This is a genomic window from Plantibacter sp. Mn2098 (genome assembly GCF_049319745.1).
GTDB lineage: Bacteria > Actinomycetota > Actinomycetes > Actinomycetales > Microbacteriaceae > Plantibacter.
In genome coordinates, this window is the sequence record NZ_JBMOUH010000001.1 from 171,718 (window position 1) to 197,590 (window position 25,873).

The 25,873-nt window shown below is 67.1% G+C and carries 24 protein-coding genes; 11 read left to right on the forward strand and 13 right to left on the reverse strand.

Going from position 1 to position 25,873, the window contains the following annotated elements:
* Positions 1-195 precede the first annotated feature (195 nt).
* The 3 genes from ACL9RL_RS00770 (at position 196) to ACL9RL_RS00780 (ending at position 4,784) form a co-directional block, all read left to right on the forward strand.
* Entirely contained in the window at positions 196-1,056 is an 861-nt protein-coding gene (locus tag ACL9RL_RS00770; protein WP_422778300.1) for a FadR/GntR family transcriptional regulator, read from the forward strand.
* 89 nt (positions 1,057-1,145) lie between these two features.
* On the forward strand, positions 1,146-1,793 hold the full coding sequence (locus tag ACL9RL_RS00775; RefSeq protein WP_422778301.1) for a TetR/AcrR family transcriptional regulator: 648 nt from the start codon (positions 1,146-1,148) through the stop codon (positions 1,791-1,793).
* A gap of 99 nt (positions 1,794-1,892) precedes the next feature.
* Positions 1,893-4,784 carry an MMPL family transporter gene (locus ACL9RL_RS00780; RefSeq protein WP_422778302.1) on the forward strand — a complete coding sequence of 964 codons (2,892 nt, stop codon included), beginning with the start codon at positions 1,893-1,895 and terminating at the stop codon, positions 4,782-4,784.
* A gap of 252 nt (positions 4,785-5,036) precedes the next feature.
* On the opposite strand, the gene ACL9RL_RS00785 is transcribed toward ACL9RL_RS00780, so the two are convergent.
* Entirely contained in the window at positions 5,037-6,398 is a 1,362-nt protein-coding gene (locus tag ACL9RL_RS00785; protein ID WP_422778303.1) for a DUF222 domain-containing protein, read from the reverse strand.
* Positions 6,399-6,565: 167 nt separating this feature from the next.
* Positions 6,566-7,615 (reverse strand): aldo/keto reductase, encoded by a 1,050-nt coding sequence (locus ACL9RL_RS00790; protein WP_422778304.1) that lies wholly within the window; start codon positions 7,613-7,615, stop codon positions 6,566-6,568.
* A gap of 101 nt (positions 7,616-7,716) precedes the next feature.
* Between ACL9RL_RS00790 and ACL9RL_RS00795 the strand changes: the two genes are divergently transcribed.
* Positions 7,717-8,304 (forward strand): TetR/AcrR family transcriptional regulator, encoded by a 588-nt coding sequence (locus tag ACL9RL_RS00795; RefSeq protein ID WP_422778305.1) that lies wholly within the window; start codon positions 7,717-7,719, stop codon positions 8,302-8,304.
* 185 nt (positions 8,305-8,489) lie between these two features.
* Positions 8,490-9,386: a DUF1684 domain-containing protein gene (locus tag ACL9RL_RS00800; RefSeq protein WP_422778306.1), complete on the forward strand. Its 897-nt coding sequence runs from the start codon at positions 8,490-8,492 to the stop codon at positions 9,384-9,386.
* A 74-nt stretch (positions 9,387-9,460) separates the two neighbouring features.
* On the opposite strand, the gene ACL9RL_RS00805 is transcribed toward ACL9RL_RS00800, so the two are convergent.
* From ACL9RL_RS00805 to ACL9RL_RS00830, 6 genes are all read right to left on the reverse strand, one after another.
* Complete coding sequence (locus ACL9RL_RS00805; RefSeq protein WP_422778307.1) at positions 9,461-9,808, reverse strand: hypothetical protein; 348 nt, start codon at positions 9,806-9,808, stop codon at positions 9,461-9,463.
* Complete coding sequence (locus tag ACL9RL_RS00810; RefSeq protein ID WP_422778308.1) at positions 9,805-10,080, reverse strand: hypothetical protein; 276 nt, start codon at positions 10,078-10,080, stop codon at positions 9,805-9,807. Before ACL9RL_RS00810 ends, ACL9RL_RS00805 begins: the two co-directional genes overlap by 4 nt.
* A gap of 86 nt (positions 10,081-10,166) precedes the next feature.
* A complete protein-coding gene (locus tag ACL9RL_RS00815; RefSeq protein WP_422778309.1) occupies positions 10,167-12,686 on the reverse strand; it encodes a glycoside hydrolase family 65 protein in 2,520 nt (839 codons plus the stop codon).
* Positions 12,687-12,797: 111 nt separating this feature from the next.
* Entirely contained in the window at positions 12,798-13,580 is a 783-nt protein-coding gene (locus ACL9RL_RS00820; protein WP_422778310.1) for a beta-phosphoglucomutase family hydrolase, read from the reverse strand.
* A gap of 360 nt (positions 13,581-13,940) precedes the next feature.
* On the reverse strand, positions 13,941-14,879 hold the full coding sequence (locus tag ACL9RL_RS00825) for a DUF4190 domain-containing protein (RefSeq protein ID WP_422778311.1): 939 nt from the start codon (positions 14,877-14,879) through the stop codon (positions 13,941-13,943).
* 104 nt (positions 14,880-14,983) lie between these two features.
* Positions 14,984-15,631 (reverse strand): dihydrofolate reductase family protein, encoded by a 648-nt coding sequence (locus ACL9RL_RS00830; RefSeq protein ID WP_422778312.1) that lies wholly within the window; start codon positions 15,629-15,631, stop codon positions 14,984-14,986.
* Positions 15,632-15,920: 289 nt separating this feature from the next.
* Between ACL9RL_RS00830 and ACL9RL_RS00835 the strand changes: the two genes are divergently transcribed.
* On the forward strand, positions 15,921-16,259 hold the full coding sequence (locus ACL9RL_RS00835) for a hypothetical protein (RefSeq protein ID WP_422778313.1): 339 nt from the start codon (positions 15,921-15,923) through the stop codon (positions 16,257-16,259).
* Here ACL9RL_RS00835 and ACL9RL_RS00840 read toward each other — a convergent pair.
* Positions 16,256-18,238: an AfsR/SARP family transcriptional regulator gene (locus ACL9RL_RS00840; RefSeq protein ID WP_422778314.1), complete on the reverse strand. Its 1,983-nt coding sequence runs from the start codon at positions 18,236-18,238 to the stop codon at positions 16,256-16,258. The genes ACL9RL_RS00835 and ACL9RL_RS00840 overlap by 4 nt on opposite strands.
* A 168-nt stretch (positions 18,239-18,406) precedes the next feature.
* On the opposite strand from ACL9RL_RS00840, the gene ACL9RL_RS00845 reads away from it, so the two are divergent.
* From ACL9RL_RS00845 to ACL9RL_RS00855, 3 genes are all read left to right on the forward strand, one after another.
* Positions 18,407-19,198 carry an SDR family NAD(P)-dependent oxidoreductase gene (locus ACL9RL_RS00845; RefSeq protein WP_422778315.1) on the forward strand — a complete coding sequence of 264 codons (792 nt, stop codon included), beginning with the start codon at positions 18,407-18,409 and terminating at the stop codon, positions 19,196-19,198.
* Between the two features lie 280 nt (positions 19,199-19,478).
* Entirely contained in the window at positions 19,479-20,315 is an 837-nt protein-coding gene (locus tag ACL9RL_RS00850; RefSeq protein WP_422778316.1) for an SDR family oxidoreductase, read from the forward strand.
* A 27-nt stretch (positions 20,316-20,342) separates the two neighbouring features.
* A complete protein-coding gene (locus ACL9RL_RS00855) occupies positions 20,343-21,206 on the forward strand; it encodes a helix-turn-helix domain-containing protein (protein ID WP_422778317.1) in 864 nt (287 codons plus the stop codon).
* 459 nt (positions 21,207-21,665) lie between these two features.
* Here the strand turns inward: ACL9RL_RS00855 and ACL9RL_RS00860 are convergent, their stop codons facing one another.
* Positions 21,666-21,962: a pyrimidine/purine nucleoside phosphorylase gene (locus ACL9RL_RS00860; RefSeq protein WP_422778318.1), complete on the reverse strand. Its 297-nt coding sequence runs from the start codon at positions 21,960-21,962 to the stop codon at positions 21,666-21,668.
* 119 nt (positions 21,963-22,081) lie between these two features.
* Here ACL9RL_RS00860 and ACL9RL_RS00865 point away from each other — a divergent pair, with 119 nt between their 5' ends.
* Positions 22,082-22,735, forward strand: a complete 654-nt coding sequence (locus tag ACL9RL_RS00865) for a sugar O-acetyltransferase (protein ID WP_422778319.1) — start codon at positions 22,082-22,084, stop codon at positions 22,733-22,735.
* A 27-nt stretch (positions 22,736-22,762) separates the two neighbouring features.
* Here ACL9RL_RS00865 and ACL9RL_RS00870 read toward each other — a convergent pair whose 3' ends face one another.
* Both ACL9RL_RS00870 and ACL9RL_RS00875 read right to left on the reverse strand, forming a co-directional pair.
* Positions 22,763-23,716: an alpha/beta hydrolase gene (locus ACL9RL_RS00870; RefSeq protein ID WP_422778320.1), complete on the reverse strand. Its 954-nt coding sequence runs from the start codon at positions 23,714-23,716 to the stop codon at positions 22,763-22,765.
* A gap of 31 nt (positions 23,717-23,747) precedes the next feature.
* Positions 23,748-24,164, reverse strand: coding sequence for a YybH family protein (locus tag ACL9RL_RS00875; protein ID WP_422778321.1), 417 nt, complete (start codon positions 24,162-24,164; stop codon positions 23,748-23,750).
* A gap of 127 nt (positions 24,165-24,291) precedes the next feature.
* Between ACL9RL_RS00875 and ACL9RL_RS00880 the strand changes: the two genes are divergently transcribed.
* Complete coding sequence (locus tag ACL9RL_RS00880; protein ID WP_422778322.1) at positions 24,292-25,128, forward strand: MerR family transcriptional regulator; 837 nt, start codon at positions 24,292-24,294, stop codon at positions 25,126-25,128.
* Between the two features lie 9 nt (positions 25,129-25,137).
* On the opposite strand, the gene ACL9RL_RS00885 is transcribed toward ACL9RL_RS00880, so the two are convergent.
* Positions 25,138-25,827, reverse strand: a complete 690-nt coding sequence (locus ACL9RL_RS00885; RefSeq protein ID WP_422778323.1) for a Pr6Pr family membrane protein — start codon at positions 25,825-25,827, stop codon at positions 25,138-25,140.
* Positions 25,828-25,873 lie beyond the last annotated feature (46 nt).

The window sequence follows — 25,873 nt, forward strand, 5'->3', positions numbered from 1 at the left end:
ATCACAGTACGTGCCGAACGCGAGCGAGTTCACGCGTTAAACGCAAACGTCATTGGTCTGTTACACGCCGGAAACAGGCAGAAAAGCGGGCAATCGGCCCGAAACTGAGGTCGCGCGAAGGTGCAGAAGTCTGATACAAATTGGTCTAACCAATGAACCATCTTCGTGAAGTCCGACTGATTGAAAGCGGCGTGCATGAGCGCTTCCACTGAATCCACCGGCTCCGCCGGCCGTGCCGATTTGGCCGGATCCACCGGATCCACCGGCTCGACTGGATCCACCGGATCCACCGGATCCACCGGCTCTACCGGCTCTGCCGGATCGGTCGCCGGCACCGCCGTGATCCCCCCGCTCGCGAAACGCACCAGGACGCTGAGCGCCGAGCTCGCCGCGCATCTGGAGCGGTTGATCACCACGGGTCAGCTGGCGCCGGGGGAGCGGCTTCCCTCCGAGCGCGACCTCGCCGCCTCCATGAACGTGTCGCGGGCGTCGCTGCGTCAGGCGATGTTCGAGTTGGAGTCCAAGAATCTGATCGAACGCAAACGGGGGAGCGGGAGCACGGTGGCGGCGCCGGCGGCTGGTGTCAGCGCCCTGAACGTGGGGCTCTCGGCGACGGATGTCGAGTTGACGAACGCCACCGAGCTGCGCGATCTCGTTGAGCCCCGCATCGCCTCATTCGCCGCTCAACGCGCGGCGGCATCGAATCTGTTGCAGCTCGAAGACGTGCTCGCGCAGTCGAACGAGAACCTGAACGCCGAGGAGTCGTTGCGCCTCGACCGCGAATTCCACCTGCTGCTCGCGCACGCGGCGCAGAATCCGTTGTTCGTGACGCTCTCGACCATGACGAGTGATTGGACGAACGCGACACGGTCACTCTCCCACGCCACCCGCACGGGTCGCCGCATCTCGATCGACGGCCATCGGGAGATCTACGAAGCGATCGCGAGACGGGACGCCGAAGCCGCGGCATCGGCGATGGAACGGCACCTGCGTGACGTCCGCGATGTCATCGGCGGGCTGTCGCGCACGGGTTCGGAGGAGGAAGTGGCGGGCTGACCGACCGGCTTCACCTCGAACCCCGAGAGGTTCCTGAGACCCTCGCCGGGAAGTTGCACTGAGTGCATCGGTGCACATAGTGTACCGACGTGTCCACAGCCGCCCCAGCCGAAGATCGCCGCGCAGCACTTCGCGCACGGCACCACCGCGCGATCCTCGATGCGGCACGCACGATCATCGCGGAGGACGGCATCTCTGGCGTCAACGTGGACCTCATCGCCGAACGCGCCGACGTGTCCCGTCGCACGGTGTTCAACCACTTCTCCTCGATCGACGACCTCGTCACCACGTCCTGCACGGAGGAACTCGCCGTGGTGATCGAGAGCTTCCGCGCCGCCGTGAACAGCCGACCGGCAGGACCGGGCACGCGGCTCTCGATGTTCGAAGACGTCGCAGCGGCGATCCGCGCCACCGACGTCCCCGGCATCATCTCCTTCCTCTGGAATGCACTCGGCGGATTCACGGTCGAGGATTCGCGCCCCCAACAGCTCTTCCAGGCGACGTTCTCCCGCACCACCCAGGAACTGGCGCTCGAACTGGCCCCCCGCAACACGGATGTCGACGAGCTCGAAGCAGCGCTCCTCGTCTCCTCCCTGATGCACGGCGTCGAGGTGATCGCGCACCACTGGATCGCGGCCACCGACGCCACCACGGACGACGATGCCCGTGCCCTCTGGACCGCCCTGCTGGAACGCCTCATCGCGAGCGTCCGCACGGGGTACGGTCCCGCGCACTGATCTTGCATCCTTTTCGTCCTGCACCCCGTCACCCCTGAGCACCCAGTCACCCTGAGCACCCCCGTCACCCCTGAACCTCCCCGTAGAAGAGAGACCCCCTTGGCTGAACTGCTGTATCGCCTCGGACGATTCTCCGCGCGTCGCGCGTGGGCCGTCCTCATCTCCTGGATCGTGATCCTCGGCATCGCCGTCGGCGCCTTCCTCGCGTTCGGGGGCACCCTGTCGAGTGCCGTCACCATCCCGGGCACACCGACGGCCAAGGTCACGGACCAGCTCGCGAAATCGTTCCCGAGCGCAAGCGGCGGCACCGGTGCGATGGTGTTCCACACGAAGGACGGCGACGCCTTCACCGACAGCCAGAAGACGGCGATCGGCACCCTGCTGGACGAGACGGCGAAGCTCAAGGGCGTCGACACGACCGTCAATCCCTTCGACACGCAGCAGACCATCGCCGAGCAGGCGCAGAAGGTCTCGGACGGCAAACAGCAGATCACCGATGGCCGGACCCAGCTGACGGACGGTCAGACGCAGCTGGATGCGGGCAAGCAGCAGCTCGCCGATGCGCAGACCCAGCTCGACACGGCCCTCGCGCAGGCGAAGCAGCAGGCCGGCGGCACCCTCCCGGCGGCCGTGCAGGCGCAGTTCGACGCGCAGCAGGCGACGATCACCCAGCAGCAGGCGGCACTCGCGACCCAGCAGCAGACGATCACCGACAACCTCACGAAGCTGAACGAGCAGAGCACGAAGCTGAATCTCTCCTCGCAGCTCCTCGATCTCTCCTCCGGCATCCGCACGGTGTCGAGCAACGGCTCCACCGCCGTCGCGAACGTCGTGTTCACCGATGCGCAACAGGAGGTGACGCCGGATACGAAGCAGTCCGTCATCGACCAGGTGACGAAGGACGTCCCGAGCGGAGTCGAGGTCGAGTTCTCCAACGAACTCGCGCAGAGCATCCCGCAGGTCTTCGGCGTCGGTGAGGCGATCGGTCTCATCATCGCGGCGATCACGCTCCTCGTGATGCTCGGCACGGTCATCGCGGCATCGCTCCCGCTCGTCTCGGCGATCGTGGGCGTCGGCGTCGGTGTCACGGCGTCGCTCGCGCTGTCCGGCGTCGTCGACATGCTCTCCATCACACCCGTGCTCGGCGTGATGCTTGGCCTCGCGGTCGGCATCGACTATTCGCTCTTCATCCTCAACCGGCACCGGAAACAGTTGCTCGACGGTGTCGAACTGCACGACTCCATCGGCCTCGCCAACGGCACCTCCGGCAACGCCGTCGTGTTCGCGGGCTCCACGGTCCTGGTGGCCCTGCTCGCGCTCAACGTGACCGGCATCGGCTTCCTCGGCATGATGGGCACGGTCGGCGCGATCTGCGTCGCGGTTGCGATCCTGCTCGCGGTGACCCTCACCCCGGCGATGCTGTCGCTGCTCGGGCACCGCATCCTCAGCAAGAAGGCGCGTGCCACCATCGGCACCGCCCGCCCGGACAACTCGCCCACGAAGCCGATGGGCACCGGTCGTGCGGTCGGTACGCTCATCGCCGGCCTCGTCGTCCTCGGCGTCGTGGCGCTGCCGGCTCTCGACATGCGACTCGGTCTGCCGGACGGCAGTTCCGAGGCGGTCGATTCGACCCAGTACAAGTCGTACACGCTCATCGAGGACGAGTTCGGCGCCGGTGTCAACGGGCCGTTGCTCGTCATCGCGACCCTGCCGCACACCGCGACCGACGACGAGGTGCTGTCAGAGCAGGTTCGGATCGGACAGAAGATCTCCGACCAGCGGGATGTCGCGGCCGTCGCACCGGTCGGTGCGTCCGACGACCACACGGTGCTCGCCTTCCAGGTGATCCCGAAGGAGGGGCCGACGAGCGTCTCGACGGAGCAGCTCGTCCGCGATCTCCGCGATCTGTCGCCGCTGTCCGGTGATGTGAAGCTCGGCGTCGCCGGCAGTGCGAGCGGCAACATCGACGTCTCGCAGCAGCTCGCGGATGCCCTGCCGCTCTATCTGGCGCTCGTCGTCGGGCTGTCGCTCATCATCATGATCCTCGTGTTCCGGTCGATCCTCGTGCCGATCACGGCGACCCTCGGCTTTATGCTGTCGCTCGCCGCGACCTTCGGTGGCATCACCGCGATCTTCCAGTGGGGTTGGCTCGGCCCGGTGTTCGGTGTGCACGATCCGGGACCCATCCTGAGCTTCCTGCCGACGATCCTGATCGGCATCCTGTTCGGACTCGCGATGGACTACCAGCTGTTCCTGGTGTCCGGCATGCGTGAGGCGTTCGCCCACGGTGCGCCTGCACGTCTGGCGGTGCAGCGGGGCCTCCACGCCGGGCGTACGGTCGTTGTGGCGGCGGCGATCATCATGATCTCCGTCTTCGGCGGGTTCATCTTCTCCCACTCGGCGATGATCCGATCCATCGGTTTCGGGCTCGCGTTCGGTGTGCTCGTGGATGCGTTCATCGTGCGGATGCTGCTCATCCCGGCGGTGATGCACCTGCTCGGGAAGTCCGCGTGGTGGATCCCGAAGTGGCTCGATCGCATCCTGCCGAACGTGGACGTGGAGGGCGCGGCGCTCGAGCGCAGCCACCCGGCGCATCACACGGCCGGTATCGGGCACGACGAGCAGCAGCACTCCGTTGATGGTGTTCGGCAGGGCGTGGTCGATGGTGTGCCGCAGGGCGCGGTCGATGGTCTGCCGCAGCACTTGGTCGATGGTGTGCCGCAGGGCGCGCACGTCGCGACGGAGCTCACCCGTCGTGAGGCGGCTGCGGTGCGCGAGCAGCCGACGCACCTGCTGACGACGGATCCGGTGCGCGAGCAGCAGCAGGTGTCGCGGGTCGAGGCCGGCCTCGACGTCATCGTCCACCCTGCGACGGGTGGGGTGCAGCGGGTCGCGGTCGGTTCGTACGTCATCGCCGTCGACGCCGACAACGGTTCCGCCGTCGTCGAGCCGCCCGTCGGCGGAGTCGTGATCGTGCGCGCCCCGCGCTAGGGAGGTCGCCGCGCAGATCCTCGGTCGCTGAGCGTGTCGAAGGGCAGGGCCTGTGGTCAGGCTGCGGGCACTTCGACAAGCTCAGTGACCGGGTGTTTCGGTTCTGCAATGGGCGTCGACGCCTCCGCGCAACGTGTACCCCCCGGTCCCTGAGCTTGTCGAAGGGCCCACATCGCGCAACGTCTGCGCCCGGTCCCTGAGCTTGTCGAAGGGCCCGCGCAGCGGTGGCCGCCGATGGTTCCGGCCGAGTGACTAGTCGCTGTCGACCGGTTGCAGCGGATACCAGTCGGGCGGATCGGGTTCAGTTGTGAACTCGCGTCCGCTCGGACTGATCCAATGCAGTACGTCGCCCGTGCCGCGTCTGAGCGACCAGTTCGTGTCGTGCTTGAGGTGATGGTGCTTCGAGCAGAGATGAGCGAGATTCGCTGCGGACGTCTCCCCGCCCTCTGACCACGGGATCGTGTGATCGAGGTCGCAACCTCGTGCAAGTCTGCTGCAACCGGGTGCTCTGCAGTGGGTGTCTCGGATGGCGAGCGCTCGTTTGAGGTCGACGGGTGGGGTGTATCTGTCTCGACCGACGGAGAGGATCGAACCGGTCTCGGGGTGGGTGAGGATTCTGATGAACGACTTCGCGTTGACGGTCAGACGCACCGCGGTTTCTGGATCGATGGGTCCGTAGCCCTCAAGCGATCCCGGGTGGTCTTCCACACCGAGCAGAGTCAGGACCGGGACGGTCACGTGGACGGTGGGCACGATGTCGTCGATGATCTGCTCCGGGGTCGGTGCCGGGGTCGGCGCCGGGGTCGGGGCTGATGCTGGGTCGAGCAGCGTAGATGGGAGCACATCACCACCAGGTGCAACGTTATGAGATGTTGCGTCGGTGGTTGTCGTGGTGACACCGAACAGCAGCAGGCTCTGGGCGTGGTCGGTCATGAGCTGGGCCCGAGTACGCGGGTCGCCGTGCCGCCTGGTGCCTGTGGCGAGTGCGGCGAGTCTTCCGTATGCGGCTGCCGCGATGGGTGCCGTTGTGAGGATCGACAGCCAGGACATGCCATCGGCTGCGGGGACGAGTGTGACGTGGCGCTCCTGCTTCGCAGTGTGGTGCCTCGTGGCAATCGTGGCGGGATGGAGCTTCTCACGCAGGATCCGAGCGCGCTGCTTGAGCTGAGCGGCTGTCCGGGTCTTTGCGATCGGCAGGACTCTGTGCTCGAACTCCGACCGGTCCACAGGGAGCACATCAGCGACCTGATCCACGATGACCCGCGCGTGACCGACGGAGATGCTACCGGCCGTCAACGCGGCGAGCGTCTGGGGGAGTTGACGGACGAGTACCTCCGACTCGCTGATCCGTTGCTGGATGGTGCGCTCGGGAATGCGGGTCATGGCCGAGAGCTCTGCCTGCAACGAGAGCCGGGCGAGTTCTCTCGCCCGGCCCGCAGGGGTGCCGACCGGCATCACGGTCTGCGCAGTGAAATCGGAGACGCTGGCGGCATCGGCATACAGTTTGGCGATCCTGGCCTCCGCCGCCGCGATGCCGTGCTGCTCCGCGACGATCTGGTCGCCGATGCTCGTGATGAGCGCCGCGACCTGATCGAACCTCGAAGGAATGTCCACTCATCAAGAATACCAAGGGGATGCACAATAGAACAGAGATTCGAAGAATCTGTGGAGAACTCGTGATGGGGTCGTTGTGTGAGGGAGTGCGCTTCGACAAGCTCAGCGACCGGGCTGAGACGTTCAGCGACCGGGCTAGACGTTCAGTGACCGGATGTCGAAGCAGCTCAACTGAGTGACATGCCGGGGATCCGAGCACGGATCGCCTCCAGCTCGGCCTCATCGGAAACACCCTGGAAGTCGTACCGCGGCGTGTATGGACCCTCCAAGGACCGGATCTCGTCGGCGGTGAGCGTCACGTCGAGTGACGCGACCGCATCGTCGATCTGCGCCGTGGTGCCCGCTCCGACAAGCGGCGCCGTGACGACGGGCTGGTGCCGCAGCCAAGCGAGCGCGATCGCGGCCCGGCTGGTCTCGTGGGCCTCTGCGACTCGACCGACGGAATCGATGATGGCGCGGTTCGCGACCTCGTCCGCCTCGGTGTACAGCATGTCGGCGAAGGCGCCGTCCGACTCGGAGCGGCCGGTCGACTTCGCATCGTCCCATGCGCGGGCCAGGCGCCCGCGGGCCAGTGGACTCCAAATGATCGTGCCGACGCCCTCGTCGAGGGCCAACGGGATCATCTCGCGTTCCTCTTCGCGAGCGAGGAGGTTGTAGTGGTCCTGCATCGAGACGAACCGCGCCCACCCGTTCTGCCGCTGCAGGTGAAGGGCTTTCGCGAACTCCCATGCGTGCATCGATGATGCCCCGAGATAGCGGACCTTGCCGGCCTTCACGAGGTCGTGCAGTGCTTCGAGCGTCTCCTCCAAGGGGGTCGCGTGATCGTTCCGATGCACCTGGTACAGGTCGATGTAGTCGGTGCCCAGGCGCCTGAGCGAGTGGTCGATCTCGGTCATGATCGACTTCCGCGACAGTCCACGGCCGTTGGGGCCCGGCCGCATGGGGTGGCGCAGCTTGGTGGCGATGACGACCGCGTCGCGATCGGCGAAGTCCCGCAACGCGCGGCCGAGGATCTCCTCGCTGGAGCCGTTCGAGTACATGTTCGCGGTGTCGAAGAAGTTGATGCCCGTGTCGAGCGCGTGCTTGATGAGCGGGCGCGACTGCTCTTCGGTCTTCGACCAGACGGGGTGCCCCCGGTCGGGTTCGCCGTAGGTCATCGCACCGATCGCGATGGGGGAGACGTCGAGTCCGGTGGTGCCGAGCTTCACGTAGTCCATGGGGTTGCCTCCTGCTATCCTGAACATGCGGAGAGTTCTCCGCAACTGATCCGAAACTAGCGGAGGATTCTCCGCATGTCAATCAAGGGCATGATCGACTCATGACTGAAGCGACTCCGGCCACCTATGGCACGCAACGGCAAGCGGCCGCGAGGAATCGTGCGGCCATCATCGACGCCGCTCACGAACTCTTCGCCGAGAACCCCCTCGTTCCCTTGAACGACGTCGCGAAGCGGGCCGGCGTCGGCCCCGGCACGCTCTATCGCCACTTCCCGTCGCGGGAAGACCTGATCCTGGCGGCATATCAACACGACATCGAGCGGCTCACCCTGATGGTCGATGAGGTCCTCACAGCATCGGCTTCGGCTCACGAGGCCTTCATCACCTGGTTCGAAACGCTCGCCGGCTACATCAGGATCAAACACGGCCTCGGCGACGCGCTCCACAGTGCCGCTGCGCAGGACGTCGTCGACTCGTCCTGGGCGCCAGCGACCGCCGCCGTCGCCAAGCTGGTCGACGCATGCATCGTCGAAGGGTCGATCGCGCCCGGCCACGACCCCGCCGACATCATCATGCTGATGTCGTTCCTCTGGCGGGTCGCGCCGACCGATGCGGGCATCGCGCAGGGGCGACGACTCACGGCCATCGTCTTCGAGGGTCTGCGGGAGTCGCCTCGCGAGTCGTACTAGGCGGCAGCGCCCGACCCACCCGTCTCTGTCCGCAATTCCGGAACTCTCGGGCTGATCGCGCCCGAAGCAGCGATATTCGGCCTCGAAGGGTCGCAAACGGCTCCGACGTTCCGGAATTGCGAACGATGTTTCGTCGGATTGCAGCGCGCGGAGTGCACCGGGGCGGAAGCGCATAGCCTCGTCGCATGACGAATCTCGACCACCGCACCGCCGCAGACTCGATCGATGCAGACTCGATCGATGCACAGGCGGGCGATGCAGTCTCGACCGCCGCAGAGGCGCTCGCCGCCCGCCGTGCGGAACGCCGCGACCAGGTGACGTCGCGTCGAGGGCCGGCAGCCTTCCTCGCCGGCGAGTTCGTGACCGACCCGGACCAGCGGATCGATGGCGCGCCCGGCCGCTGGTCGCCGCTTCCCGACGGCGGAGCCGGCTTGCTCGTGCGCGCAGACGCCTCGGAAGGGGTGCGCATCGGCGGCGTGCTCGTCGACGGTGAAGCGGTGCTGTACGCCGACGCGGGGTCCGGACCGACCATCGCCGAGTTCCCCGACGGCGCAGAGGGCGTCATCTTCAGCTACGACCGCACGAAGTTCGCGTTGCAGGTCTGGCGCTCCGACTCGGACTGGGCGAAGCGGTTCCACGACATCGCCGCGTACCCGAGGGACACCGACTGGATCGTGACGGCTTCCGTGCGTCCCGTCGCCGCCGGGCGAACCGTCGCGATCACCCACCACCGCGACCCGAACCCCGTCGCGGTGCCGGTCGTCGCAGAGCTCACCTTCACACACGACGGCGCCGAACACCACCTGCTGGCGACGCCGGGACCCGCGGGGGAGGACCAGCTCCTCGTCCACTTCCGCGATGCCACGAACGGCGACGAGTCCTACGCCTCCGGCCGCAGCGTCCGCGTGCAGAACACCGGAGCCGCAACCGTCGACCTGGACTTCAATCAGGCGGAACTGCTCCCGTGCTCATTCAGCCACGCGTGGAACTGCCCGCTGCCACCGGCTGAGAACACCCTCCCCATCCCGGTCCGCGCCGGCGAGCGAAACGCCGTCGACGCAGCAGGCGTGCCGATCCTCTGAGCTCGCCTCCGCCGTAGACCGCCGCGCGATTGGTGTGCGAGCTGTGGTGGATGAATAGTTCGGAATCTGGTCGACTATGACGCCTTCAAGTACGCAACGAGCGCCGCGCGGACGATCTCCGATGGCTTTGCGTGCTCTGCGGCTGCGCGTGCTTTGAGTGCTTCGTCAAGCTCCACCGGTAAGCGCACGTGCCTCACGGGAGAAACGCCAGAAGGTCGCCCTTGATCCAGCGTAGGACGGCCGAGCGCCCGATCGACGGCAGACTCAGACCCCAGCGCCGCGGCGAGCAACGCCCGCCCGGGAGAATCGCCGTCGCCGTGCTGAACCGTTGCGTGTGTCATGCCGTCGAACACTGCGTCGGATTCGGCCCAGTCCGACAGCTGCGCGAATCGCGCCTGTTCTTCCTTGCTCATGTCACTCATGTGGTTTCCCTCTCCGCGATCTCAAGCATCTTGCGTCTGGCCTCCATGACGTGAAACACGAGGATTTCTGTCGGCGGCCGAAGCTCCACGATGACCTCCAGCAGCATCCGGCGGTCTCTCGTCGGTCCAATGAACAAATCGGGTCGCCGCCCGCCTGTCACGCGCGGTTCGTCGAACTCCCGAATCCAGTGCAGGTACTGCTCAATCGCGTTGAGCGCATCTGCGCGATCAATGCCATGCTTGTCCGCGCTGTGAGCCCAGTGAATCGCCATGCACGAGTGTCACACAGAATCAAGTCTTTTGTATCACACAAGTAGCGTTTAGTGGTGCGTTCGTCAGAGAATGCTCGGTCAGCGCCTCACAACACCACGTGCGTCGACGTGTCGTCGTCCCCGCCCCGATCGAGGGAGAGGATCGGCAGGGTCGCGGTGATGATGGAGCCGTCCGCGCGGGACGTCCCCTCGATGTCGCTCGTGGTGGGGGCCGGATCCGACAGGTGCGGACCCTGGTTCGTGAGCGGCACGGACACCGGCGACCCGGGGAGGAGGCGGATGGTCTCGCCGCGGACCGACACGAGGAATCCGTCACCGGTCTCGACGGTGAAGCCGATCCGGTTCGCTTCGAGATCGACACGTGCGCGGGATCCGCCCACCGTGATCCGGAACGTCAACCGCTGCCACGCATCGGGGAGACGAGGATCGAAGGTCAGCTGCCCGTCGTGATCGCGCATACCGCCGAATCCGTTGACGAGCGTCGCCCAGACACCACCCGTGGACGCGACGTGCACCCCATCGGCCGTGTTGTTGTGGAGGTTCGCCAGATCGACGAACAGTGCCGTGAGGAAGTACTTGAGCGCGAGCTCGCTGTAGCCGACCTCCGCGGCGATGATCGACTGCACCACGGCGGAAAGCGTGGAGTCTCCTGTGGTGAGGGCGTCGTAGTACTCGAAGTCGTTGCGCTTGTCGGCCACCGAGAAGTCCTGCCCCTGCAGGAACAACGCCAGCACGACATCGGCCTGCTTCAACACCTGGAACCGGTAGATGACGAGCGGGTGGTAGTGCAGGAGCAACGGACGCTTCGACGGCGGCGTGTTCTCGAGATCCCACAGCTCCTTGTCGAGGAACTGCGCGTCCTGGGCGTGGATGCCCCGGTGCGGATCGAACGGGATCTCCATCGCCTCCGCCGCGCGCTCCCAACTGTCGATCTCGTCCTCGAGCAGTCCCGTCCTGGCGACCGTCTTGCGGTACTCGTCCGGATCGCGCAACGCGAGCTCGCGGCAGACAGCGGCAGCCGAGCGGAGGTTCGCGCGCGCCATCACGTTCGTATAGAGGTTGTCGTCGACCACGGCCGTGTACTCATCCGGTCCGGTGACGCCGTCGATGTGGAACTTCTGGTCGCCATTGGAACGCCAGTAGCCGAGGTCCTCCCACAGACGGGCGGTCTCGATGAGGATGTCGATCGCACCGCGCGTCAGGAATTCGTCGTCACCGGTGGCGCGCACGTACTGCATGAGCGCATGCGTGATGTCGGCGTCGATGTGGTACTGCGCGGTGCCGGCCGCGTAGTACGCGCTCGACTCCTGCCCGTTGATCGTGCGCCAGGGGAAGAGTGCGCCGCGCTGGTTCAGCTCGGCAGCCCGCGCGCGTGCGGCATCGAGCATGTTGTACCGGAAGCGGAGCGCGTTCCTGGCGACCTGCGGCGCCGTGTACGTCAGGAACGGGAGGACGTAGATCTCCATGTCCCAGAAGTAGTGGCCGCCGTACCCTGACCCGGTGACGCCCTTCGCGGCGATACCGTTGCCGTCGGTGCGAGCGGTGGACTGCGCGAGCATAAAGAGGTTCCACCGCACGGCCTGCTGGATGGCGGGCTGCCCGGGGATCTCGACATCGCTGCGCGCCCAGAAATCGTCCATCCACGAACGCTGCGCTGCGAACACGGCCGACACGCCGAGATCCGACGCGCGATCGAGCGTCCGATCGCATCGGTCGGCGAGCTCCCGCACGGGGACGGCCTGCGAGGAGTGGTAGGTCACCATCTTCGTCAGGCGCACCGGACGACCGGCCTTCGCCTGGATGCGGAACACGTGCTTGGCGACGTCGTCGGAGATGTGCGAGGACTCGTCCCAGATGTTCTCCGTGTCGATCGTGTGCTCCGCGCCGACGCAGATCGTCATGCCGGAGCTCGCGGTCTGGTAGCCGAGCAGCGACCGGCCGCCCTCCGTCCTCGCGAACCGGGGGATGAGGACACGGGTCTGGAACGCGTCCGCCCGCCTCGGGTCGAACGCCGGCTCGTGCGCCGACCGTGGCGGCTGGTACTCGTCCTCCGCGTCCTGACGGTTCAGGATCTGGCTCGACAACAGCACGGAGGCGTCGGCATCGAGCATCGTCACCTCGTACTCGATGACCGCCAGGTGCCGGTCCGTGAAGGACACGAGCCGACGCGAGCGTACGAGCACCCGCTTGCCGGACGGGGTGCGCCACTCGGTCTCGCGGTGGAGGTAGCCGTCACCGAAATCGAGTCGGCGGGTGTGGCGGAGGATGTCCGCCTCTGCGAGCACGAGCGGCTCGTCATCGACATAGAGGCGGATGACCTTCGCGTCGGGGGCGTTGACGATCGTCTGGCCGACGGTGGCGAACCCGAACGCATCCTCAGCGTGCCGGATCGGCCACGTTTCGTGGAACCCGTTGAGGTAGGTGCCGTAGGAGACCTCGCCGCGGCTCTCCTCGAAATTGCCGCGCAGACCGAGGTAGCCGTTGCCGACGGCGAAGTTCGTCTCCGCGGCGCCCTGGCCGTCGGCGGTGTAGCCGTGCTCGACGAGCGCCCACTCGTCGAGCGGATAGCGGCTGCGGTCGAGCGGGTCGGAATCGACTGAGTTCATGCGTGTGCGTCCATCGGGATTCGGCCGGCGTCGGTGTGACGGCGCGGACTGGGTGTCAGGGTGCGGTGTGAAGGGTGCGGTGTGAGGGGTGCGGTGTCAGTGGGGGCGTTATCAGGGGGTGCGGTCGGGCTGCGGAAGCCGTGGGATGAGGTCGGCGAGGTCCTCGACGACATCGTCTGCCCCGTACTGACGGAGCACGTCCGCGCCGGCGCCACGGTCAACGCCGATGACGAGTCCGAACGCCCCATCGGCCCCAGCCTGCACCCCGGAGGTGGCGTCCTCGAACACGGCGCATTCCGCCGGGGTGAGGCCCAGCTGCTCGGCCGCGTACACGTACGTGTCCGGCGCCGGCTTGCCGGCGAGGGAGAGGGACCGGGCGATGTTCGCATCGACGACCACCGGGAACAGGTCCAGGATCCCGGCGGCGGCGAGCACCGGCTTGGCGTTCGCGGAACTGGAGACCACGGCCACGGCGACTCCTGCGCGGATCGCGGCAGCCACGAACGCGGCGGACCCCGCGTATGCAGCCGTCCCGTTCTCCGCCAGCTCTGCACTGAAATCGGCGTTTTTGCGATTGCCGAGCCCGAACACGGTCTCGACCTCCGGGCCGTCCTCAGGCGTCCCCTCCGGCAGCACGATGCCCCGGGAGGCGAGCAGCGATCGGACACCGTCGAAACGCGGCTTCCCATCCACGTAGTCGAAGTAGTCCCGCTCCGTGTAGTCCGATCCGCGGGCCGCGAGGAACGGCGTGAACATACGCGACCACGCCCGGATGTGCACCTCCGCGGTCGGCGTGAGCACCCCATCGAGGTCGAACAGGAATGCGCGGATGTCGCTCAGCGGCGGCTTGGACGTCGAACGGTCGACAGACGCGTCGGGCGCAGTTGATCCCACGGGCAGTCCCTTCTGTCAGCGAGTGTGCGGGTGGGCTTCACGACCTCGGACGGCGAGGCGCAGGGGAGTCAGGATTCTGCCTGGTCAGACGTATCACCCTACCCGTTGGGGTGCCCGCGCAACAGGTTCGCGGCGGACCGGATCGGATGATGTGCGGCGGGGCGTCCGACCTGCAGGGCGCGCTCGAGATCTAGCCGACGGAGTCGTCGGGCCTGGCGCGGGACGACCGCAGTGTCGCGGCGTTCATCAGCCCCGCTCATGTCGCCTCCATTTCGAGCGGTGAAGTATGTGCCGTGTGAAGGCGGAGCGAACGCAGCAGGCCCCCGGCGAATCCCGCCAGGGGCCTGCTGATTGGGGGCGTTACGGCTTCACGAAGATCGCGTCGGCCATGACCCCTGGGCGAACGCGCAAGAGCACCGTTTCGCCATCTGGAACCAGGAACGCTGCGGACCCGGTTGCGGAAGCGCCCGTGAACAGTTCGTCGAAGCCGAAGCTGTCTCCGAGCGACACGATGGAATCGAAACTGTTGATGACATTGCCGGCACTCGTCACAGCATCGACGGATACGAGCGCAGTGACAGCGGAGTCTTTTCCGGTGTAGGTCACGGTGTAATTGACGATCTCGTAATGCGAACCTGCTGGGGCGGGGGTGTTGAAGCTGTTCGCCTCGGCAACCACTGCATTGCCATCGGTGGTGAAGGAGTTGATGACGACTGTCCAGTCATCGCTGGAAATCGACGAGCCGATCGCAACCGGATTCTCGCGCGTACCTTCTCCAGCAACCGCGTCGGCTGCCGCGGCGTCCGTGGTCTGTTCGGGTGCTGATGAGCTGTCGACGGTGGTGGCGCCGCTTCCGAACGCATCGGTGAACGAGGCGGAGACGACCGCGAAGAACACGATGATTCCGACGATCGTGCCGATGACGGACACGATGAGTCCAGCGATGCCCAGCCCCTTGCCCGTTCCCTTCAAGAACAAGGACACGAGAGACAGGATGAATGCGATCGGCAGCAAGATCCAGCCGAGGATCAGTGCACCAGGAATGCACGCGAAGATGAAACCAACGACTGCGACGATGAGCGAGATGAGTGCCAGCACGTTGCGGACTGGCTTCGGGCCCTCGCTGGGTTCCTGGCCGAATGGCTGCTGAAGCGGCGATTCGGTGCTCGCTCCGGGCTGTGCGTAGGAGGTGGCTGGTGGCTGAGCGTATGCAGGGTGGGGCGGCTGAGAGCTGCTCCCCAGCGGTTCTGGTGTAGTCACGTCGCAAGTGTGGCAGTGAGGTAACAGTCGGGCAACCACCTTGATGCCCCCAATGCAGGGGCCGACGTCGTGCGAAGTCCGCCCCAGATCTGTGCCTTGGCGCCGAGTCCGGTGCGCGAATCCATCTAACGAGTCGACCGGACCTACCGCGTGAAGGTGACGTGGATCGTGCCGCTCTCGGCGACCTCGGTCGTCACCGTGTGCGTGAGCTCCAGACCGCGCAGACCGTCCCAGAGGAGGTCGCCGCGTCCGAGCAGGATCGGGGCGATCGCGACGTGCAACTGGTCGACGAGGCCGGCGCGCAGGAACGCGCTCGCGGTGCTCGTACCGCCGCCGACACGCACGTCCAAGCCGTTCGCGGCCTCGATCGCCTCAGCGAGGACGTCCTCGATCGGGGCGTCGCGGAAGTGGAACGTCGTTCCGCCCTTCATCGGCATCGACGGTCGAGGCGCGGTGTGCGTGAGGACGTAGACAGGGGTGCCGAACGGCGGCTCGTCGTCCCACCAGCCCTGCCATTCAGGGTCGTCCGGGAAGGAGTGGAACCCGAACATGCCGGCGCCCATCACCTCGGAACCGATGCCCTCGAAGTACGCGGTCGCGTAGGCGTCGTCGACACCCGTTGTGCCCTCGCCATCCGTCTGACCCAGGACGTGCGTGCGGAACGTGCGGGTCGCGACGTACGCCGCGGTGAGCCTGCCCCAATCCTCGCCCATCGGATTCTCAGGGGTCTGATCGGCCGTGGAGGCGTATCCGTCCAGTGAGATGTTCAGGTCGACGCGGACTCGGGTCATGGTGGCTTCTCCTTCTCGATGCTGCTGACTCCGACTCTTCTGCCATGACGGGCGGTTCGTCAACCGGAAGATGCTGGGAACTGGGCCCCGGCGCGCGTGTGCACGCCTCTCGTCCACCTGAGGAAAGGACATCCGCACCGGAGAAGGACGCTTTCGCGGACTTGGTCCTTCTGCGGGGCGGATCTCCTTCTGCGGTGCACCCCGGAAGGAGGTGACGCCATGGGTGCAGCCGCACGGGCGCCGGCGACAGTGCTGGGAGTGAAGCGGCTCGCCTGACTACGCTGGAGGGATGGATGACGTCATCGGGGAGACCTCAGCCGGGCCAGGGGAGACACCGGATCCTGGCGGAGTGCCGATCGGCGGGTGGGCATACTTCGGCGGAGCCGCGCTGACGCTGCTACTCGCGCTAGCCATGGGGGCGATGCTCACAGGCTCGTCGTACAGTTACCGGTTGCTGAGCTATGGCATCTCGTTGGCGATCGGTGCGATGTTGTTCGTGCCGCTCGGAATCACCAGCCTCGTGATCGCCGCCCGAGGTACCGGCCGGGCATCGGCCGTGCTCCTGTGCGCGAACCTCGCTGCGATCCTCGCGCAACTCATCATCGTGGCGAGCCTGTTCACCGACTAGCAACCGAGCTGTTTCGTGTCGGAGGAACCGGGGCGGAGGGCGACGAACATCGTGTCGCCGCCGGTGTCCGCGACGGCTGCGAGATCGGCGAGGAGCGGCGCGATCGGACCGAGGTCGATGACGCCGCTGCCCGCCGCTCGCTCGCCGGCGGCCAGCAGGAGTGCGAGGGTTGAACGTCGTGCGGCGTCCCGATGTCCGACGTCGATCGCTGCGAGGCCGACGATGGACCACACGGCTTCCGACAGGAGGTCCCGGGGTGGATCGGGGACGTGATCCAGTGCGGCCTGGGCTTCGCTCGCTCTGCCGCTCCGGGCGAGGAGGAGCGGTCGCACCCAACGCTCGTACGGTCCGAAATCGCCATCGGGAAGATCGCTGCCGGCACGAACGGCGCTCGTCAGGCGGGCCAGGTCGTCCAGGCCGATTCGGAAACCCGCCATCTCCGGTCCTGCCGCCGGCATCGGTCCGCCCGTGAAGGTGTGCCGGAACCAGCCGGTGAAGACGGTCGCGAGGCCACGGTCGAAGCGGCGGGCGAGGTCGTCCACGAGGTCCGCCTCCGCCGAAGCCGCCGCGATGTCGTCGAGCGCGCACAGCGCCTGCATCCGCACGAGTCGTCCCTCGATCTCGAACGTCGGCAGTTCCGCATCGACCGCCACCGCGATGATCTCCCCGCCGATCCGCGCACGCATCGCAGCCAGCCCGGTGGTCTCGAAGGTCTGCTGGAAGCGGGCGCTGAGGGCGAAGCAGAGCAGCGCTGGATCGCCGAGGCGTCTGGCGATGCGTTCCGCCTCCGTCGCCTCGGACGCTCGGCCTGCCGTTCCCCTGGTCTCCATGGCGATCGTCGCGAGGAGGCGTGCGCGCACCCGATCCGATGCGCCGCCCGGCAGCGCGGCGACCGTCCGCTCGGCCGCCGCGACGAGGGACGATGCCTGTGCCGGGTCGTCCGAGCGGGTCCAGACACCGGGCACGTCGAATCCGCCGATGACGCGCGCGGTCAGCTCCGGGTCGCCCAGTTCCTCCGCGGCGGCGATCGCAGCCATCCGCTGTTCCGCGGCGACCCGGACCGAGCCGGACGCCGCGAGCACCGGCAGGAGCGCTGCGACGCTCTCGATCTGCGGTCGCGTGCCCGTGCGGGCGGACAGGGCTGCGGTGCGGATGAGGATGGACGTGCCGTCGGTTGCGTCGTCGCCGCTCGCCTCGTCGCGGCCCGCCTCGTCGCCGGGGAGCATCAGCGAGGGATCATGCCGCAGGATGTCGCGTTCCAGCGCGGCGAGCTGCCTGCCCGGGTCCAGACCGAGGGCATCGACGAGGGCCGTACGCGCGCTGGCGAGCACGGCGAGGGCGTCAGCCTGCCGCTCCGATCGATACAGGGCGAGCGCGAGCAGACGCCAGCCGCGCTCCCGCCACGGGTGCGCGCCGACGTGCGCATCGAGGAGGGCGATGACGTCTTGCGCGCGCCCGAGCTGCAGACGCGTCTCTGCGAGGAGCTCGACCGCACCCGAGCGGAGTTCCGCGATCCGCGCCGTCTCCCGCTGCGCCCACGCCCGTGTGCCGAACTCCTCGAACGCTGCGCCGCGCCACTCGTCCAGTGCGGCGGTCAGGAGCGCCTCGCGGTCCTTCGCACTCGCCGCATCGGCGATGCGGATGGCGTCCTCGGCACGCCATAGGTCGACGGCGTCCGGCGGAACGCGCAATGCGTACCCGTTGCCGATGGTCACGATGATCGTCGGCGGTGTGTGCGCCGCCCGCGCCGGTTCGAGGAGTTTCCGCAACTCGCCGATGAAGGTCCGCAGGGACCCGACGGCGCCGTCCGGGGCGTCCTCCCACAGCTCGTCGATGAGCGCCGACGTCCCCATCGTCGCTCCGCGGGCTGAGACGAGGATCCCCAGGATTTCTCGATGGCGAGCCTTCGTCAGCTGCACGGGCACGCCATCGATGTCTGCCCCGATCGTGCCGAGGACACGGATCAGTGGCGTACTCACCCGCTCAGTCTAGGTCGCGGTCCTGCCCGCTGATCGAGCGCTGATCGGGCTGCGGCATCGTCGTATCGAGGGCGCCGCGAGTGGCGGCGGTCGGCCTGTGCGGGTTGCACGTGCGGGCGGAAGAGGCATTCGAGCCAGAAGAGCCAGAAGCAGAAGAAGGAGAACACCATGGACTTGAGACTCACCGGGAAGAACGCGTTCATCAGCGGTTCCAGCCAGGGAATCGGGTACGCGATCGCGAAGGCGCTTGCCGGGGAAGGCGTTGCTGTGACGCTCAACGGGCGGGATCCGGTGACGCTGGCCGCAGCCGTCGACGCGTTGCAGCACGAGGTGCCTGGCGCGGTCGTCGCCGGGGCGGCCGCGGACTTCACCGTGGCGGCGGACGTGGAGCGCTTGGGCGAAGTGCTCGGTGACGTGGACATCCTCGTCAACAACGTCGGGCTGTTCGAGATGAAGGCGTTCGACGCCATCTCGGACGACGACTGGCGGCGGTACTTCGAGGTCAACGTGCTGAGCGGCGTCCGCCTCGCCCGGCAACTGATGCCGGCGATGTTGGAGCGCGGGTGGGGTCGGATCGTGTTCGTGAGCAGCGAATCCGGAGTCGACGTCCCGGCCGAGATGATCCACTACGGGGCGTCGAAGACGGCGATGCTCGCGGTCGGGAACGGCCTGGCCAAGCTCACCAGAGGGACGGCCGTCACGGTGAACTCGGTGCTCGGGGGCCCGACGTATTCGGATGGCGTCGCCAGCACCGTCGAAGCGATCGCACTCCAGCAGGGCATCTCCACCGAGGCGATGAAGCAGGCCATCATCGCGACCAACCGCACCTCCCTGCTCGAGCGGTTCATCGAGCCGGCTGAGATCGCGAACATGGTCACGTTCCTGGCCAGTCCCGCGGCATCCGCGACGAACGGGACGGCCGTGCGCGTCGACGGAGGTGTGCTGACGACCGTGTTGTGAGTGAGGCGGCGGCTTGCGTGACGACGCTGGAGGGTTCCGTGTCGAGTTCACGCTGGCCGAGCGGACCCGAGAGAAGGAGAACCGCACCGCAGAAGGACGCTTTCGCGGACTGGGTCCTTCTGTGGCGCGGTTTGCCTTCTGTGGGGAGGGGCAGGGCGGTGCGGGGCGGACCGCGAGGCGGCGGCGCCAGGGTGGCACAAACCGTCCCACAGAGTTCGCGTGCACCGGTCGCACACTTGATCTCGCGCCGCCGACACGGGCGACGCCGAGAGGGATGATGATGACGAAGACATGGTTGATCACGGGCGCCGGACGCGGATTCGGGCGGGAGATCGCACGGGCGGCACTCGCTGCGGGGGACCAGGTGATCGCAACAGCGCGGGAGCCCCGGCACGTCGTTGATGGGCTGCCGGCCGATCCGGAGCGGCTGCTCGCGCTCCGCTTGGACGTGACCGATCCCGATGCCGCCGGTGGCGTCGTCGAGGAGGGGCTGGCGCGATTCGGACGCATCGACATCCTCGTCAACAACGCCGGTTACGGTCAGGTCGGCGCATTCGAGGAGCTGTCGCCGACGCTCATCGAACGGCAGTTCCAGACCAACGTGTTCGGAACCTTCAACGTGACCCGGGCCGTCCTACCGGCGATGCGCGCCCAACGAGCCGGCCGCATCCTCAACATCTCGTCATCGCTCGGGATCGTCGGGGTCGACTGGTGGTCCGTGTACGGCGCGACGAAATTCGCCGTCGCCGGCTGGTCCGAAGGGCTCAGCAAGGAACTGGCGCCGTTCGGCATCCACGTGACCTCGGTGCACCCCGGTCAGTTCAGCACCGACTTCCTCGACCCGAGCTCGATCGGGATGACCGATCTGCAGATCGACGACTACCGTCCCCTCGATGCCGCGCGTCGTGAATTCGTCGCCGGACGGAACCACGATCAGCCGGGCAGCCCGGAACGATTCGCCGATGCGATCATCCAGCTGGCGGCACTCGACACCCCGCCGGCACGATGGGCGGCCGGCAGCGACGCGCTCGCCGCGTTCGAAGCCAGGGCCGCCCAGCTGCGCGAAAGCGCCGTCGAGTGGCATGATTTGTCTCTCTCGACCGAACACCCGGCCTGAGATTCGCAGGGAGGGAGGCCGCGCATCGTGCACCAGCTGAATGCGTTCGGGACGGCACTGCGCACGTGGCGGGAGCGGCTCTCGCCGGCCGATGTCGGCATGGTGACCGGCCGGGACCGGCGCACGCCAGGGCTGCGGCGCGAGGAGCTCGCGGCGCTCGCCGACGTGTCGGTCGACTACGTGACCCGGATGGAGCAGGGGCGCGCCCGGCCGTCGCGATCCGTGCTCGGATCGCTCACCAGGGCGCTCCTGCTCTCGAAGGACGAGCGCGACCACCTCTTCCGCCTCGCCGACCAGGAGCCGCCGACAGAGGACACGATCTCTGACTACATCCCCGCCGGCGTGCAGCGGTTGCTTGTGCGGCTGGGGGACATCGCGATCGCCGTGTTCTCGGCCGACTGGACCTTGATCTCGTGGTCGCCGCTGTGGGGTGCGCTCATGGGGGTCTCGCCGTCCCGGGCGGGGGAGCGGCCGAACCTCATCCGGATGACGTTCCTGCGCGGCGACGCGCCGAGCGGCTTCGGCGCCTCTCCCATCCGCACGGTCGGGAACCCGCAGCAGGACAAGGCCGATCTCGTCGCCGACCTGCGTGCGGCGACCGGCCGCTACCCGCGAGACCGGAAGCTCGCCGCGCTGATCGACGAGCTGATGACCAGCGACGAGTTCGCCGACATCTGGAGCCGAGGGGCGGTTGCACGGCACGAGTCCGTCCGGAAGCTCGTCTCGCACGAACTCGGCGACATCGTGCTCGACTGCGACACGATGACCGTCCCCGGCGCCGATCTGCACGTCCTCGTGTACACCGCGGTGGAGGGGTCACGCGATGCGGAACTGCTCGAGTTCCTGCGCGTCACCCGGCCGACATCGGTCGCGGATCACACGCAGGGCTGATCGGTCCCGCGTGCTCGGGGGTGTCGGGCCGCGGTGCGTTGGACGTGTCCGGGCCGGCCGGCGCCGGTCGGCGGCGAGTCGTGCCTCATCCCGGGAGAAGGAGATCCGCGCCGCAGAAGGACGATGTTGCGCTGAACGGCCTTCTGCGGCGCGGTTCTCCTGCTGCGGTGCAGACGATTCGCGCGCGGCGCGAGCGAATTTCGCGGAGTTGCGTCATTATTGGTGGGCGACCGACTCTCTCATCGTGGAGCACACCATCGGCGCCTGGTGATCCGTCACCTCTGGCGCCGGGTGTTCCTACTGTCCGATCCGTTCGGGGACCGGGCAGAGGGGTGGTTGGCCGTGCTGTAGCGGCGAACCACCCCGTCCATTTCCGTGCAGCGTTCCGGGTACGTGGTCCCGAGCTCTGCGCTCTGCGCCGTGCACCCTCAACCGGCCGGCGCCGTCGACTCGATGGCGTCAGGCGTCGAGGTAGCGGCAGAGGTACGCCGTCGGCTCCTCGACGCGCAGCTGGAAGCTGCTCTCGCCCGGCACGTGGAAGCGGGTGCCGGCGCCGAATCGCTGCCACTCGGTCGTTGCGGGGAGGAGGACCGTGAGCACACCCGTGACGACGGTCATCTCCTCGGCCTTGCCCGTGCCGAAGGTGTACTCGCCCGGGGCCATCACACCGACGCTCGCGGTGGCGGCATCGGGGGAGTCGATGGGGAAGCCGATCGACTTCACCGCACCGTCGAAGTAGTCGTTGCTCGTCAGCACAGCAGCCCTCCAGGCTCGATCAGGGGAGTCTCCACAGTACCGAATCCACCGATAGCGTTGTCGCCATGACTGCCGTTCCCGATACGACTGCCACACCAGATACGACCGCCACGACAGATGTGACTGCCACGCCCGACGCGAACTCCCCGCTCGCGATCGTCCGAGCGAAGATGGCGGCCTCGGAACTGTACGTCGACTACGGCGACGGCCTGGACGAGCTCGCCGCTGCGCGCACGCGTGGCAAGGACCTGCTGTTCGACTTCTCCCACACCCGCCCGTCAGACCTCGAAGAACGCGAACGCCTGTTGCGTGAACTCCTGGGCAGCGCCGGTGAGGGCATCTGGGTGGAGTCGCCGTTCTCGGCGTCCTACGGATCGAACACCCACGTCGGCGACCACTTCTACGCCAACTTCAACCTGGTGCTCGTCGACGATGTGGAGATCCGGATCGGCGATCGCGTGATGATCGCGCCCAACGTCACGATCACCACGACGGGCCACCCGATCGACCCGGTGGCGCGTCGCGGCGGCGCCCAGTTCTCGGCGCCCGTCATCGTGGAGGACGACGTCTGGATCGGCAGCAACGTGTCGATCATGCCCGGAGTGACGATCGGCGAGGGCTCCGTCATCGGCGCAGGCAGTGTGGTGACGAAGAGCGTCCCGCCGCGTGTCGTCGCCGCCGGCACCCCGTGCCGGGTGCTGCGCCCCATCGGCCCGCAGGATGCATCGTTCACGTTCCGGCAGCCGGCGACCCTGGACGTCCCCACCACCTGAGGCGCGTCACAGCATCACGACACGGCATCAGATGGATGAGACGGCGCGCGCGCGATCGGCCATGGCTCGCCGTGCCGCGCTGGAATCAGGCACGAAACGTTCGAAGCCGTGTGGTGCGCCGGGGTGGACGTGGAGCTCGACAGGTACCCCGGCTGCTGCGAGCCGCCCAGCATAGGCGATGCACTCGTCGCGGAAGATGTCGAGATCACCGACCTCGATGTAGGCGGGTGCCAGACCCTCGACGTCGAGCAGACGTGCCGGTGCGGCGACGGGCGACACCGAATCGCCGCCGATGTCCTCGCCGAGCAGCGTGACCCAACCGGTGTAGTTGTTGTCGTAACTCCAGGTGAGGAACTCGCTCGGGATACGCCCCGGTGTGCTGGTGCGGTCGTCGAGCATCGGGTAGACGAGGATCTGCTTCGCAAGCGGCACGTTCCGGTCGCGGGCCAGGATCGCCGCGCCGGCCGTCGGGCCCCCGCCTCCGCTGTCTCCCATCACCGCGATCCGGTCAGGATCCACACCGAGGGAGGTCGAGTGGTCGCGAAGCCACATCACGGCGCTGAACACGTCCTCGGCCATTGCCGTGCTCGTCGGCGCCTCCGGGGCGAGGCGGAGTTCCACGGAGAGGAATGGGACGCCGGTCTGCGCGACGTACCAGGAAACGATCTCGTCGTAGAGGTCGACGCTCCCGCCGAGCATTCCGCCGCCGTGCGCATAGACCACTGCCCCACCGGTCGCAGTGCCGGTCGTCTCGTACCAGCGGAGCCCGATCTCGCCCTCGTCGTCGAATGTCCGTGTCGAGAAGTTCGTTGTGGTCACCCCGGATGACGCAGGCGTGATGGTGGCCAGGTAGGCGAGCCCGGCTGAGGCCGATTCGCGGACTGTGCGCCAGTCGCCGCGCGCGGGTCGTGGCGCCCCGGCCGCTGCGGCTTTCAGCGCGGCCATGGCAGGCGCCAGTTCCGGATCAAGTGCGTAGTTCATGGTCTGTCTCCACTGAGTCAACTCCACTGGGTCAAACGGTCGTGATCGTTCCGTCCCACGCTCCGCCCGACGGGACGGATGCGTGCTGGTGGATGAGTTCCCAGCCGTCGCCTCGCCGTTCGAAGCAGTCGGTCTGCCGGGTGATGATCTGCTTCGCGGAACCGTCCTTCAACACGATGTCGGTGCTCTGGATCGTGCACACGATGCCCATGTCGCCGTTGACCGTCGCATCCAGTTCGAGGATGTCGACCCGACACGACTCGAATGTGGCGAAGGTGTCGTCGAACAACTTCGATGCCGGCGCGACACCGCGCGATGCGAAGGGCGGGATGTCGAACCACAACACGTCCGATGCCCAGTGCCGAGTGCTTTGCGCACCAGTCATCGACTCGGCCATCTCGCGGACGATCGAGATGATCGCCTCCCTGTCCTGCGCTGTCTCCGTCATGATCTGTCTCCTTCCAGGTCGGGGTCTGGTCGACCACCTGAAGAGAGCCTGCGGCGTACCCCTGCGGGAGATGCAAGAGGAGCCTCCACCCTTGTATCTCCCCCGAGGGGAGGTTTCATACTGGGGTATGGCGTCATCACTGGCTATCGGGGACTTCTCGCGTGCAACGCACCTGAACATCAAGACCCTGCGCCACTACCACCGAATCGGGCTGCTCGCGCCCGCCCGCGTCGACCCGGACACCGGACATCGGCGGTATGGCACCGATCAGATTCCCGTTGCCCAGATCATCCGTCGATTCCGTGCGCTCGACATGCCACTCGACGAGATCCACGCCATCATCGTCACTGGCGATCCGGTCGCTCGCAACCGACTCATCGCTGCTCACCGCCGACGCCTCGAAACAGCGCTCGCCCGCACGCAGAAGGCGGTGGCATCACTGCGGGACCTGCTCGAACCGCCACGTGATGGCGCGGCAGCGTCGATACAGCATCGTCGAATGCCCGCCACCTCCTCCGCAGCGGTCAGCGGGACGATCGACCTCGCGGACGCCACGGGTTGGTATCAGGGCGCGCTCGGCGAGCTGCACGCGTCGCTGGCCGCTCAGAAGATCAGCGCGACCGGTCCAGGCGGTGCGATCTACTCCAACCGCCTGTTCACGCAGGCGCGCGGGGATGTCACGGTGTTCGTCCCGTGCGACGGGGCCTTCTCCGCCACCGGTCGCGCCGAACCCTTCGTGGTGCCGGAGGCCGACCTCGCCGTGGCGGAGCATCGCGGGCCGCACACGGGCGAGATCGATCGGGCGTACGGATCGCTCGCCACCTACGTCGCCGACCACGCGCTCGGGATCGACGGCCCCATCCGTGAGTACTACGTGATCGGTGCGCATGAAACGGCCGATGAACGTCAGTGGCGCACCGAGATCGGGTGGCCGATCTTCAACACGGGGAGTGCCGGCACCTGAGCGGCCGGCTCAGTTGGCGAGACGGGCGCGACGCTCAGGACTGCGGGCGTTCCCGATCCAGCGGACCACGAGCGCGAGGACGAAGAAGCCGACGAGCATCACCGCGCAGTACGCGGCGACGCCGCCGTAGCCGCCCTGCGCACCCGGGTTGAAGAACGGGTACGGGTAGAAGCCCGTGATCGCACCGCGGACGAGGGAGTAGAGGACGTACACGGCCGGGAAGATCATCCAGATGAACGTCACCCGGAACGGGAGGACACGACGCGGCGGCCACAGGATCCAGTCGATGAGCGCGACGATCGGGATGAGGAAGTGGACGATGAGGTTGACCCAGGGGATCAGGTCGCCGAGGTCGACATCGCGCAGCAGGGTGTTGAACACGAGCCCGACGAACATGATGTAGACCACAGCACCGCCGCGGATGCCGACGTCGACCAACGAAGGCGTGTGGTTCCGGAGCAGGCGGATCGCACTCACGATGAAGACGACGGCGATGATGAGGTTCGCCAGATTCGTGAAGTAGCTGAAGAAGTTCACGACCCCGTAACCCTTCGCGACGGTGACGCCGAACAGCTGCGTGAAGACGGCGACGAGGCCGAGGGCTGCGAACAGGAGCCGGTACGCGACCGGGGCGATGAGGGAGCGCTGCATGACCTCACCGTAGTGGTGCGGACGGTTCGCGAGGCGCTGAATGTCCACGAGGGGAGGCAATCCGTCGCCCGGAATGCTCTGGAGCGACGGATCG